This window comes from Streptomyces sp. NPDC041713 (assembly GCF_055591085.1).
In genome coordinates this window covers 160,156-171,888 of sequence record NZ_JBVIZY010000006.1, presented here as the reverse complement: position 1 = coordinate 171,888, position 11,733 = coordinate 160,156, and the positions used below count along the sequence as shown (strand labels likewise).

Below are 11,733 nucleotides of genomic sequence, written 5' to 3'. Positions count from 1 at the left end.
GGGGGTCAGATCCGGTAGCCGGAGCCCGGCACCGTCACGATGACGGCGGGCTCGCCGAGCTTGCGGCGCAGCGTCATGACGGTCACCCGGACGACGTTCGTGAACGGGTCGGTGTTCTCGTCCCAGGCCTTCTCCAGGAGCTGCTCCGCGGAGACGACGGCGCCCTCGCTGCGCAGCAGCACTTCGAGGACGGCGAACTCCTTGGGCGCCAGCTGGATCTCCTTGCCCTCGCGGAAGACCTCGCGGCGGTTGGGGTCGAGCTTGATCCCGGCGCGCTCCAGGACGGGCGGCAGCGGCACGCTGGTGCGCCGGCCGAGGGCACGCACGCGTGCCGTGAGCTCGCTGAAGGCGAAGGGCTTGGGGAGGTAGTCGTCGGCGCCGATCTCCAGGCCCTCGACGCGGTCGCTGACGTCGCCCGACGCGGTGAGCATCAGGACACGGGTCGGCATGCCGAGCTCGACGATCTTGCGGCAGACGTCGTCGCCGTGGACGAGCGGGAGGTCCCGGTCGAGCACCACGACGTCGTAGTCGTTGACGCCGATGCGCTCCAGGGCGGCCGCTCCGTCGTACACGACGTCGACGGCCATGGCCTCCCGGCGCAGTCCGGTGGCCACCGCATCGGCGAGCAGCTGCTCGTCCTCGACGACGAGTACGCGCACGTCGCTGTCCTTCCTGTGTGCCCTTTGCGGGCATGTCTGTGTGTCGGTCTCTCGGGGGTAGGGCTCCATCCTGCCCCTTTCGGCCATAAACCGGCTGTAAGACGGCCTGTCATCGCGTCCGGAGCGGGGAATGCCGGATTTTCTCCGGCGGTTGAGGTTTCTGCGGAAGGGAGCGAGGGGAGGACGGCTTTACACCCGCGATCACGCTTTGTATGTGGCACGCCCAAACTGCTTTCCGCAGAGCGGCTTGAGACGTGATCGCCCCTTCTTTGAGGCACACCCCCGTGCCGACGACCCACGACCCAGCCGAGGGGGCGCAACCATGGACGCATTCACCGCAGGACTCCTGCAGCGCATAGAGGCCACGGAGTCCGACCTCACGAAGGCCCGTGAGACGGGCGACGACTTCCTTGCCGAGGTCGAGCTGGCGGAGCTGGAGGATCTGCACCGCCTGGCGGCCGAGCACGGCGTCGAGGTGGGCGCTCTGCAGGCCTGACCGACGTCCCAGGACACACACGGAAGGGCCCCGGCACCTGTGGGACGAGGTGCCGGGGCCCTTTCGTGTGTGCGGGGGTCCTCCGCTCGTGTGTGCGGGGTCCTCCGCCCGTGCGTGCGGGGATCCTGTGCGGGTCAGTCGTGCCAGGCGCCGAGGTCCTCCAGGAGGCCCTGGAGCGTCTCGAAGAGGGCGGGCGGGGCCGCGACGGCCAGCTCGCCCGAGAGGGCCTCTCCGGGGCGGCCACCGGTCAGCGCGCCCGCCTCCCGGGCGACGAGCTCCCCGGCCGCGTAGTCCCAGGGGTTGAGACCGCGCTCGTAGTACGCGTCGAGCCGGCCGGCCGCCACGTCGCACAGGTCGATCGCTGCCGAGCCGGCCCGCCGGATGTCCCGCACCCGCGGGATCAGCTGCCGGACGACCTCGGCCTGCCGGACGCGGCGCTCGGTGATGTACCCGAAGCCGGTGCCGACCAGCGCCTGGTCGAGGGAGGGCGCGGGGCGCACGCGGGCGGGCACGTCGTTGAGGAAGGCGCCCTCGCCGAGGACCGCGCGGCAGGTCTCCCCGCGCATCGGGGCGTGCACGACCCCGACGAGCGTCTCGCCGTCCTTGCGGGCGGCGATGGAGACGGACCAGTCGGGGCGCCCGTACAGGTAGTTGACGGTGCCGTCGATGGGGTCGACGACCCACTGGATCCCGCTGCTGCCCTCGAAGCTCGCGCCCTCCTCGCCGAGCACCCCGTCGTCCGGCCTGTGCTCGGCCAGGAAGCCGGTGATCAGCTTCTCGGAGGCGACGTCCATCTCGGTGACGACGTCCACGGCGCTGGACTTGGTGGCGGCCACGCCGAGGTCGTCGGGGCGCCCGTCGCGCAGGAAGGCGCCGGCACGGTGGGCGGCCTCCAGGGCGACGCGGAGGAGTTCTGCCTTGAGGTCGGTCACGTCGGTCACAGCGTTACCTCGGGGTTCTTACGCGTACGGGCTGTCGGCACCCGCGGCCGCGGGCTTGGGGGCGCGGGCGGGACAGCAGCCCACCGGGCACAGGTCGTGGCTCGCGCCGAGGGAGCCCAGGGCGCAGGGGGTGACGGCCGCGCCGCTCTCCGCGGCGGCCCGCTCCAGGACCAGTTCCCTGATGGCCGAGGCGAACCGCGGGTCGGCGCCGACGGTCGCCGAGCGGCGCACCAAGAGCCCCAGCTCCGCCGCCTTGGCCTCGGCCTCGGTGTCGAGGTCGTACAGGACCTCCATGTGGTCGGAGACGAAGCCGATGGGCACCATGACCACGGCGGGGACGCCGGCCGCGTGCCGCTCCTCCAGGTGGTCGCAGATGTCCGGCTCCAGCCACGGGATGTGCGGGGCGCCGCTGCGCGACTGGTAGACGAGCTGCCAGGGGTGCGCGATGCCGGTCTCCTCGCGGACGGCCTCGGCGATCAGCCGGGCCACGTCCAGGTGCTGCTTGACGTACGCGCCGCCGTCGCCGTGCTCCGCCACCGGGCCCGAGGTGTCCGCCGCCGCGGTCGGGATGGAGTGCGTGGTGAAGGCCAGGTGCGCCCCCTCCCGTACGTCCTCGGGGAGTTCGGAGAGGGACTTCAGGACACCGTCGATCATGGGGCGGACGAAGCCCGGGTGGTTGAAATAGTGCCGCAGCTTGTCGATCTTCGGCAGCTCCAGGCCCTCGGACGCCAGGACGGCAAGGGACTCCGCGAGGTTCTCGCGGTACTGGCGGCAGCCCGAGTACGAGGCGTACGCGCTGGTGGCGAGCGTCAGGATGCGGCGGCGGCCGTCGGCGGCCATCTCGCGCAGGGTGTCGGTCAGATACGGCGCCCAGTTGCGGTTGCCCCAGTAGACCGGCAGGTCGAGGCCGTGCTCCGCGAAGTCCTTGCGCAGGGCGTCGAGCAGCGCGCGGTTCTGGTCGTTGATCGGGCTGACCCCGCCGAACAGGAAGTAGTGCTGCCCCACCTCCTTCAGGCGCTCCGTGGGGATGCCGCGCCCGCGCGTCACGTTCTCCAGGAACGGGACGACGTCGTCTGGGCCCTCCGGGCCACCGAACGAGAGCAACAGCAGGGCGTCGTAGGGAGTCGAATCCAGCGCGTCGGACATGCATCCGATCCTGCCACCCGCCACCGACAGCCGGAAAACGGCCTCCGCCGTTCGGAAAACCCGGTGCGCCGGACCGCCCCGCGGCCGTAAGCTGTATCAGCCATCTTTACGCCTTACCCGGAGCCTCCGCCCTCGGAAGCCGCCCGGAGCCCCAGCGGAGTCCCCCGTGCCCAGCCCCTACCGCGCCATCTTCGCCGCCCCCGGCACCAAAGCCTTCGCCGGGGCGGGTTTCCTCGGCCGTATGCCGCTGTCGATGATGGGCATCGGCATCGTGACCATGGTGTCGCAGCTCACCGGGCGCTATGGCCTCGCGGGCGCCCTGTCGGCGACGGTCGCCCTGTCGGCCGCCGCGATCGGCCCGCAGATCTCCCGGCTCGTGGACCGGCACGGACAGCGCCGGGTGCTGCGGCCCGCGACGCTGGTCTCCCTGGCCGCCGTCGCCGGGCTGCTGCTCTGCGCCAAGTTCGAGGCGCCCGACTGGACGCTCTTCGTCTTCGCCGCCCTGGTCGGCTGTGTGCCGAGCGTGGGCTCGATGATCCGGGCGCGCTGGGCGGCGCTCTACCGCGGCACCCCGCAACTGCACACCGCGTACTCCTTCGAGTCGGTGGTCGACGAGGCCTGCTTCATCTTCGGGCCGATCATCTCGATCGGGCTCTCCACGGTGTGGTTCCCCGAGGCCGGACCGCTGCTCGCCGGCGCCTTCCTCGCCGTCGGCGTCTTCTGGCTGACCTCCCAGCGGGCCACCGAACCGGTGCCGCACCCGCGCGAACACCACACCAAGGAGTCGGCGCTGCGCTCGGTGGGGCTGCAGGTCCTCGTCGCCACCTTCGCCGCGACCGGTGCGATCTTCGGTTCGATCGACGTGGTCACCGTGGCGTACGCGGAGGACCAGGGCCACAAGTCCGCGGCCAGCCTGGTCCTCGCCGTCTACGCGCTCGGCTCCTGCCTGGCCGGTGCCGCCTTCGGGCTGCTGCACTTCAAGGGGGCGCCGGCCCCCCGGTGGCTGCTGGGCGTCTGTGCGATGGCCGTGAGTATGATCCCGCTTCAACTGGTCGGGAACCTTCCGTTGCTGGCCGTGGCGCTGTTCGTGGCGGGCCTCTCCATCGCACCGACGATGATCACGACGATGGCCCTCGTCGAGCAGCACGTACCACGCGCGAAACTGACCGAGGGCATGACCTGGGTGAGCACCGGACTCGCGGTCGGCGTCGCGCTCGGCTCCTCCGCGGCCGGCTGGGTCATCGACGCCGCCGGTTCGGACGCCGGGTACGCGGTGCCGGGGGTATCCGGAGCCGTCGCGGTCGCGGTCGGCTTCCTGGGATATCGCCGGCTGAAGCGGCCGGTTCCGCGACGGGGAGGGACCCATGAGTACGGGCACGGGCAGCGGGAAGAGCACAGCGACGTGGCGTAACTGGGCGGGGAACGTGACCGCGCGGCCGGTCCGCGAGGCCACCCCCGCCTCGGTCGGCGAACTGGTCGCGGCGGTGCGCCGGGCCAAGGAGGACGGCCTGAAGGTGAAACCCGTCGGCTCGGGCCACTCCTTCACCGCCACCGCCGTGACCGACGGCCTCCTGATACGTCCCGACCTGCTCACCGGCATCCGCGCCGTCGACCGCGCGGCGGGCACGGTCACCGTGGAGGCCGGCACCCCGCTGAAGCGCCTGAACGCGGCGCTCGCCCGCGAGGGCCTGTCGCTCACGAACATGGGCGACATCATGGAGCAGACCGTCTCCGGCGCCGTCAGCACCGGGACGCACGGCACGGGCCGCGACTCGGCCTCGATCGCCGCCCAGATCACGGGCCTTGAGCTGGTCACCGCGGACGGCACGGTCCTGAACTGCTCGGCCGACGAGAACCCCGACGTCTTCGCCGCCGCCCGGATAGGGCTCGGCGCGCTCGGCGTCATCACCGCGATCACCTTCGCCGTGGAGCCGGTCTTCTTCCTCACCGCGCGCGAGGAGCCGATGACCTTCGACCGGGTCACCGAGGACTTCGACGCACTCGTCACCGAGAACGAACACTTCGAGTTCTACTGGTTCCCGCACACCGGCAACTGCAACACCAAGCGCAACAACCGCAGCCCGGGTCCCGCGGCGCCGCCCAGCAGGATCAGCGCCTTCGTGGAGGACGAACTGCTCTCCAACGGCCTCTTCCAGGTGGTCAATTCCCTCGGCCGCGCCGTCCCCGCGGCCATCCCCGGGATCGCGAAGATCTCCAGCAAGGCGCTCTCCGCGCGGACGTACACGGACATCCCCTACAAGGTCTTCACCAGCCCGCGCCGCGTGCGGTTCATGGAGATGGAGTACGCGGTGCCGCGCGCGGCCCTCGTGGAGACGCTGCGCGAACTGAAGGCGATGGTGGACCGCTCCCCGCTGCGCGTCAGCTTCCCGGTGGAGGTGCGCACCGCCCCCGCGGACGACATCGCGCTCTCCACGGCCTCGGGCCGGGAGAGCGCGTACATCGCCGTCCACATGTACCGCGGTACGCCCTACCAGGCGTACTTCGCGGCCGCCGAGCGGATCTTCACCGCGCACGAGGGGCGGCCGCACTGGGGCAAGGTGCACACGCGCGACGCGGAGTACTTCGCGAAGGCCTACCCCCGCTTCGGCGAGTTCACGGCCCTGCGCGACCGCCTCGACCCGGACCGCCTGTTCGGCAACGACTACCTGCGGCGGGTCCTGGGCGCCTGACCGGACTCCGGGGAGTGGGCGCCCGCTACGGAGTGGGCGCTCCGCCGTCCTTGGCGTCGTCACCGGCGCCCGACCCGTCGCCGTTGGACGGCGTGGGCGTCGGGGTCGGCGGGGTGGGCGTGGGGGTCGGGGTCGGGTCCGTCTTGGAACCGTCGTCCCCGGAGTCGGAGCCGTCGTCCTTGCCGGTGTCCGTGCCCGTGCCCTTGTCCGGGTCGTCCTGCGAGCCGGTGCCGGTGCCGTTGCCGCTCTCCGGGGTCTGACCGGTTCCGTCCGGGTCCTGCGTGGCGTTGCCGTCGCCCTGCTGGGAACCGTCGCCCGTGCTCGGGGTGCCGTTGCCCGAGGGCTCACCGGCGGGTTCGTCGTCGGACGGCGTGGACTGCTTCTTCGGCGCGGAGTTGTGCCCCGAGATGCCGTTGCCGATCGAGGTGCCCTCGCCGCCGCTGAGGTTCGTCCCGGAGACCACCTCGTACGTGGTGATCCCCGCCATCGAGACGCCGAAGACGACGGCCGCGGCGATCAACGGCCGCTTCCAGCTGCGGACCCGCGTGCGGTGCGTGGTGCCGGCCGTGAACTCCTCCGGCGGGAGCGGCGGCGGCGCGAAGGCGGTCGTCGGCGCCGGGTCCGTGGCGCCCGGGCCCATGGTGCCCGGGCCTGTGGTGCGCAGCACGCGGGTGGCGTCGTCGCGCGGCACCGCGCGGGTGGCGTCAACGGCCCCGAGCAGCTGGGTCCGCTCGGCGTCCGCGCCGGGTGCCGCGGCGGGCAGCATCGTCGTCGCGTCGTCGTCCCCGACGGCGGGCGGCACGGTGGTGGGCGGCACGGTGGTGGGCGGCACGGTGGTGGGGTCCGCGCCCTCGGTGGCCGGCAGCAGGGTGGTCGCCTCCGCGTCGGCCTCGGCCGGGGCCTCCGCGGGCTGCTGCGGCCTCCCCCAACTCGTGGTCACCGGCCCGGTGGCCCGCATGGCTCCCGTGTACGCGGGAGACCTGAACGTCTCGGGCACCGGCGTCGCCGCGGTCACCGGGACCTGCCGCGCCCTCGGCTTGGCCTGCACCGTGACGTCACGTATCTGCTCGCCCGTACGCTTGAAGAAGTGCTGGAAGACGGTGCCGCCACAGGTCGCGATGGCGCTCACGACACCGGCGCCGAGGATCGTCCCGTAGACACCGAGGTTCGAGGCGAGCTTCGCCGCCACGACCGCGGCGATGGCGCTTCCCGCCACCTGCGGCAGACTCAGATCCAGGCGCCGCTTCTCGCCCGGCTCCTCCGGCCCCTTCGACTGGTCCTTCGACTCCTTGCCGGAATCCGGCTTTTCACGCATCTCCGACCCTTGCCTGCCTTTCTCAACCTTTCTCAACTGACCACACGAGACAGGGACGTATGGGCGAAGTGTTTAGTTCCGGTTCGGGACATTCAGTGAAGTGCGCCACCCGCGCGCGGGCGCGGCACAGCGGAGGCGGGGGCCAACTCCCGTCCGGTACGAGAAGTTCGGCGGCGCGGCGGTCCACCCACATGGCCCGAATGGAGTACTGTTGCGAGCCCTGGGTCCGGTCTCCCGCCAGGGTGCCCGGGGCCTTCCAGGACCGCCGGGTGGGGGGCTCGCTGCACAGGGTGACGAACCTCGTCACTTAGCGTTGCGAAAAAGGTAACCGTGCCATAACGGCGATCCAGGGCCCATGCCCGACACGCCGGGCAACTCGGCAAGGTTGTGGCAGGCTGCACCCGGGCAGGCCACACTCGACTAGCGGAAGCAGCGACGCACGTGACGTCGGCAGGCACCACCCGGGAGGTCCCCATGCCCGAACTGCGTGTCGTGGCCGTCAGCAACGACGGCACACGGCTGGTGCTGAAGGCTGCGGACAGCACGGAGTACACGCTTCCGATCGACGAGCGGCTGCGTGCGGCCGTCCGCGGCGACCGGCCCCGACTCGGACAGATCGAGATCGAGGTGGAGAGCCACCTCCGCCCGCGCGACATCCAGGCACGGATACGTGCCGGCGCCAGCGCGGAAGAAGTGGCCCAGTTCGCCGGCATCCCCGTCGATCGCGTCCGCCGCTTCGAAGGACCCGTCCTCGCGGAGCGCGCCTTCATGGCGGAGCGCGCCAGGAAGACCCCCGTCCGCCGCCCCGGCGAGAACACCGGACCCCAGCTCGGCGAGGCCGTGCAGGAGCGCCTGATGATGCGGGGCGTCGACAAGGACACCGTCCAGTGGGACTCCTGGCGCCGCGACGACGGCACCTGGGAGGTCCTGCTCGTCTACCGCGTCGCGACGGAGCCGCACTCCGCGAGCTGGACGTACGACCCGCCCCGGCGGCTCGTCCAGGCCGTGGACGACGAGGCCCGTTCGCTGATCGGCGAGACGGACGACATCTCCGCGCCCGAGCCCAGCTTCCCGTTCGTGCCGCGCATCGCCCGGCTGCCCCGGGACCGCCCGGCGGACCGGCCGCTCGACCGCGCCCTCGAACGCCAGTTGGAGCGCCCGAGCATCCCCGCCCCGCCGGCCGATCCGCCGGAGGAGGGTGCCACCGGCGCGGGCTCCGCGGTCGCCGAGCAGGAACGCGACTCGCTGACCAGCCTTCTGGAGGCGGTGCCGAGCTTCCGCGGCGACATGGTCGTGCCCGAGCGCCCGACGGCCGCCACCACCACGGAACTGCCGCCGGCCGCCCAGGAGGAGCCCGACGAGCAGGAGCCGGACGCCGAGGAGCCGCCCGCGGCATCGGCGGGCGCCGGTGCGGCCTACGCGGACGTGCTGATGCCGCGTTCGGTGGCCAGCCACCGTGACCGCCTGGTCGGCTCCACGGACCGACAGGCCGAGGCCGACGGCGTGCGGCCGGGACGCCGTGCGGCGGTGCCCAGTTGGGACGAGATCGTCTTCGGCACGCGCCGCAAGAAGCAGGAGTAGCCGAGCAGCCGGCCTGAGCGGCCCGCTGCGCAGAGGGGCCCCACCGACGCGGTGGGGCCCCTCTGCAATGTGCGCCTGCGCGCCGCTGGCGCTACCGCGGGTCCGGGCCCGTCGCCACGGGACGCGAGGAGTCGGCCGACCACTCCGACCAGGAGCCGACGTAGAGCGAGGCCGGGATACCGGCCACCGCGAGCGCGAGCACCTCGTGGGCGCCCGAGACGCCGGAGCCGCAGTAGACGCCGATCTCCGACGTGCCGGACGCGCCCAGCGCCTTGAAGCGGTCGGCGAGTTCGGCGGCGGGCTTGAAGCGGCCGTCCTCCTCGACGTTCTCCGTGGTCGGCGCCGACACCGCACCCGGGATGTGCCCGGCGACGCTGTCGATCGGCTCGACCTCGCCGCGGTAGCGCTCGCCCGCGCGGGCGTCCAGGAGCAGGCCGGAACGGGCCAGGGCCGCGGCCGAGTCCGCGTCCAGGAGGTCGGTGCTGTTCGGCTCCGGCTCGAAGGTGCCCTCGGCGGGGGTCTCGCCGGGCCCCTGCTCCAGTGGGCCGGTCCACAGGGCGAGGCCGCCGTCCAGGACGCGCACGGACGTGTGCCCCGTCCAGCGCAGCATCCACCACAGGCGCGCCGCCGCCCAGTTCTGGCCACCGTCGTACACGACGACGTCGCGGTCCGCCGAGACCCCCGCCGCGCGCAGCACGGCGCCGAACCGGCCCAGGTCCGGCAGGGGGTGCCGGCCGGCCGCGCCCGCGGCACCCGCCAGGTCGGCGTCCAGATCGATGAAGACGGCGGACGGAATGTGCCCCTCCGCGTAGGCGGAGCGCTGGGAGCCCTGGTGCTGCCAGCGGACGTCGAGAAGGACCGGCGGGTTCTGGCCCGCCAGCTCGCCCGCGAGTTGGGATGCGGAGATGATGGGATTCATGGGCCCATCCTTGCGTACGGGGTGGTCGTGTCGCCAAGGTCCGGCTACCCTGCCGCCCGGACCACACCGAACACGGGGCGTACGGAACCATGCACACCCTGTACGCCCGATGAACATCTCCCGGTCCTCGCGCGGTCACGGATGAGCAACCGGAAATCGGGCATCTTCCGCGGGAAGCCGGACAGCGCGGCGCGGCCGGGACGCAAGGTGTGGAAGGCGGTGCGAGCATCAGCACGGGCGCGGGTACGCGCGGCGATCGTGCGGCGGTCGTGTGCGCAGTCGAGAGTGGTAGCTGACCGGCCGTCACGACGGCCGAGGAGAGGGTGACGATGACCGAGGCGCGGGCGAATGGGGTCCCCCCTGGTGAGGACTGGTCGCAGTCCTTGGGGAAGGCGCGGCGCGAGGGCGCGGGGACCGGTCGGCGCAGGCCGGGCACGCCCTGCTGGGTGAGCCTGATGACGCACGACCTGACCGCGACTCAGGAGTTCTACGGAGCTCTCTTCGGCTGGGATTTCCGGCCGGGCCCGGAGCAGCTCGGGCCGTATGTGCGGGCGTTTCTCGACGGCCGTGAGGTGGCGGGCATCGGCCGGCTGCCGGCCGACCGTCATCTGCCCATCGCCTGGACGACGTACCTGGCGTCGGACGACGCGGACGCCACGGCCGACGCGGTGCGGCACTGCGGCGGCACGGTCGGCGTCGGTCCGCTCGACGCGGGCGAGGATGCCGGGCGGCTGGCCATCGCCTCCGACCCGGCGGGGGCCGTCTTCGGTGTCTGGCAGGCCGTGGCCCACCTGGGCACGGCGGTGTTCGGCAGGCCCGGCACGCCGGTCTGGAACGAGCTGCTGACCCGGGAGACCGCGAGCGTGCTCAAGTTCTACCAGTCCGTGTTCGGCACGGACGAGGCCGTCGTCTCGGCGGGCTCCGGCGCCGACCACGCGACGATGTGCGTGGGGGGCCGCCCGGTGGCCTCCGTGCACGGTCTGGGCCAGGCTCTGCCGCGCGACCGGGGCCCGCACTGGATGACGCACTTCGAGGTCGCCGACGTGGACGAGGCGGTCGAGCGGGTGGTGGAGCTCGGCGGCCACGTCGTCGAGCCGCCGAGCGACGGCGATCACGGCAGGACGGCGACGGTGGCGGACCCGGAGGGCGCGGTGTTCTCCGTCGTGCACACCGCCGACGCGGACTGATCACCTGAGGCGTCGCCAGCCGGACGCGTACGCAGGTGAACCGCGATGTTCATGTGTACGCGATGTACATGTGTACGCGTACATGTACCCGTACATGCAGATGTACGCGTCCGGCGTGCCGTCGTCAGGCGGAGGCGATGGGCAGGACGTCCGGGGAGAGCGCCGCCGCGCGGGCCGTCGCGCTCGTCATCCGGTTGCGGTGGTGGCGTCGGCACAGCACCTCGTAGCCGACCTCCTCGGCCGACCGGTCGACGTCCCCGACGACGACCTGCTCGCCCTCGACCACCATCTGCCCGTCCACCGTACGGGCGTTGTGCGTGGCCCGCGCCCCGCACCAGCACATCGCCTCGACCTGCAACGTCTCCAGGCGGTCCGCCAGTTCGATCAGGCGCTGGGCGCCGGGGAACAGCTTGGTGCGGAAGTCCGTGGTGATGCCGAAGGCGAACACGTCGAGGTCGAGGTCGTCCACCACGCGCGCCAGCTGGTCGATCTGCTCCGGGGCCAGGAACTGCGCCTCGTCCACGATCACGTAGTCGACCCGGCCGCCCTGCGACAGCTCCCTCACCACACGGCCGTACAGATCGAGGCCGGGCCGCGCCTCCACCGCGTCCGTCACCAGGCCGAGACGCGACGACAGCTTGCCCTCCCCCGCGCGGTCGTCCCGGGCGAAGATCAGGCCCTGGAGTCCACGAGCGGACCGGTTGTGGACGATCTGCAGGGCCAGGGTCGACTTTCCGCAGTCCATCGTCCCGGAGAAGAACACCAGCTCGGACATGCGAAGTTGCGGGCCTTTCAACGG

At 72.3% G+C, this 11,733-nt stretch carries 11 protein-coding genes; 5 read left to right on the top strand and 6 right to left on the bottom strand.

The genetic code is table 11. The features are described 5' to 3' along the window. Positions 1 to 5 precede the first annotated feature (5 nt). Complete coding sequence (locus ACZ6CV_RS20220; RefSeq protein ID WP_055563081.1) at positions 6 to 659, bottom strand: response regulator transcription factor; 654 nt, start codon at positions 657 to 659, stop codon at positions 6 to 8. 322 nt (positions 660 to 981) lie between these two features. On the opposite strand from ACZ6CV_RS20220, the gene ACZ6CV_RS20215 reads away from it, so the two are divergent. Then, complete coding sequence (locus tag ACZ6CV_RS20215) at positions 982 to 1,155, top strand: hypothetical protein (protein ID WP_355804484.1); 174 nt, start codon at positions 982 to 984, stop codon at positions 1,153 to 1,155. Positions 1,156 to 1,289: 134 nt separating this feature from the next. Here ACZ6CV_RS20215 and ACZ6CV_RS20210 read toward each other — a convergent pair whose 3' ends face one another. Together ACZ6CV_RS20210 and ACZ6CV_RS20205 are read right to left on the bottom strand one after the other, a co-directional pair. Beyond that, entirely contained in the window at positions 1,290 to 2,087 is a 798-nt protein-coding gene (locus tag ACZ6CV_RS20210) for an inositol monophosphatase family protein (RefSeq protein ID WP_469252452.1), read from the bottom strand. A gap of 27 nt (positions 2,088 to 2,114) precedes the next feature. Beyond that, on the bottom strand, positions 2,115 to 3,242 hold the full coding sequence (locus tag ACZ6CV_RS20205; protein WP_469252124.1) for a ferrochelatase: 1,128 nt from the start codon (positions 3,240 to 3,242) through the stop codon (positions 2,115 to 2,117). A 166-nt stretch (positions 3,243 to 3,408) separates the two neighbouring features. On the opposite strand from ACZ6CV_RS20205, the gene ACZ6CV_RS20200 reads away from it, so the two are divergent. Both ACZ6CV_RS20200 and ACZ6CV_RS20195 read left to right on the top strand, forming a co-directional pair. Further along, entirely contained in the window at positions 3,409 to 4,653 is a 1,245-nt protein-coding gene (locus ACZ6CV_RS20200; protein ID WP_362375826.1) for an MFS transporter, read from the top strand. Continuing rightward, entirely contained in the window at positions 4,607 to 5,932 is a 1,326-nt protein-coding gene (locus tag ACZ6CV_RS20195; protein ID WP_362375829.1) for a D-arabinono-1,4-lactone oxidase, read from the top strand. Before ACZ6CV_RS20200 ends, ACZ6CV_RS20195 begins: the two co-directional genes overlap by 47 nt. Before the next feature lie 25 nt (positions 5,933 to 5,957). Here ACZ6CV_RS20195 and ACZ6CV_RS20190 read toward each other — a convergent pair whose 3' ends face one another. Further along, a complete protein-coding gene (locus tag ACZ6CV_RS20190) occupies positions 5,958 to 7,247 on the bottom strand; it encodes a hypothetical protein (protein WP_469252123.1) in 1,290 nt (429 codons plus the stop codon). A gap of 474 nt (positions 7,248 to 7,721) precedes the next feature. Between ACZ6CV_RS20190 and sepH the strand changes: the two genes are divergently transcribed. Continuing rightward, positions 7,722 to 8,828 (top strand): septation protein SepH, encoded by a 1,107-nt coding sequence (gene sepH, locus ACZ6CV_RS20185; RefSeq protein ID WP_362375833.1) that lies wholly within the window; start codon positions 7,722 to 7,724, stop codon positions 8,826 to 8,828. A gap of 91 nt (positions 8,829 to 8,919) precedes the next feature. On the opposite strand, the gene ACZ6CV_RS20180 is transcribed toward sepH, so the two are convergent. Further along, positions 8,920 to 9,747, bottom strand: a complete 828-nt coding sequence (locus tag ACZ6CV_RS20180) for a sulfurtransferase (protein WP_469252122.1) — start codon at positions 9,745 to 9,747, stop codon at positions 8,920 to 8,922. Positions 9,748 to 10,202: 455 nt separating this feature from the next. Here ACZ6CV_RS20180 and ACZ6CV_RS20175 point away from each other — a divergent pair, with 455 nt between their 5' ends. Further along, a complete protein-coding gene (locus tag ACZ6CV_RS20175) occupies positions 10,203 to 10,934 on the top strand; it encodes a VOC family protein (protein WP_469252121.1) in 732 nt (243 codons plus the stop codon). A gap of 124 nt (positions 10,935 to 11,058) precedes the next feature. On the opposite strand, the gene ACZ6CV_RS20170 is transcribed toward ACZ6CV_RS20175, so the two are convergent. Further along, on the bottom strand, positions 11,059 to 11,709 hold the full coding sequence (locus tag ACZ6CV_RS20170; RefSeq protein WP_469252120.1) for a thymidine kinase: 651 nt from the start codon (positions 11,707 to 11,709) through the stop codon (positions 11,059 to 11,061). Positions 11,710 to 11,733: the final 24 nt, after the last annotated feature.

What these genes read in the sequence shown, in the direction of transcription:
- ACZ6CV_RS20215 (WP_355804484.1), top strand. Translation starts at nt 982, where the DNA reads ATGGACGCATTCACCGCAGGACTCCTGCAGCGCATAGAGGCCACGGAG.
- ACZ6CV_RS20205 (WP_469252124.1), bottom strand. Translation starts at nt 3,242, where the DNA reads ATGTCCGACGCGCTGGATTCGACTCCCTACGACGCCCTGCTGTTGCTC.
- ACZ6CV_RS20195 (WP_362375829.1), top strand. Translation starts at nt 4,607, where the DNA reads ATGAGTACGGGCACGGGCAGCGGGAAGAGCACAGCGACGTGGCGTAAC.
- ACZ6CV_RS20190 (WP_469252123.1), bottom strand. Translation starts at nt 7,247, where the DNA reads ATGCGTGAAAAGCCGGATTCCGGCAAGGAGTCGAAGGACCAGTCGAAG.
- sepH (WP_362375833.1), top strand. Translation starts at nt 7,722, where the DNA reads ATGCCCGAACTGCGTGTCGTGGCCGTCAGCAACGACGGCACACGGCTG.
- ACZ6CV_RS20180 (WP_469252122.1), bottom strand. Translation starts at nt 9,747, where the DNA reads ATGAATCCCATCATCTCCGCATCCCAACTCGCGGGCGAGCTGGCGGGC.
- ACZ6CV_RS20175 (WP_469252121.1), top strand. Translation starts at nt 10,203, where the DNA reads ATGACGCACGACCTGACCGCGACTCAGGAGTTCTACGGAGCTCTCTTC.
- ACZ6CV_RS20170 (WP_469252120.1), bottom strand. Translation starts at nt 11,709, where the DNA reads ATGTCCGAGCTGGTGTTCTTCTCCGGGACGATGGACTGCGGAAAGTCG.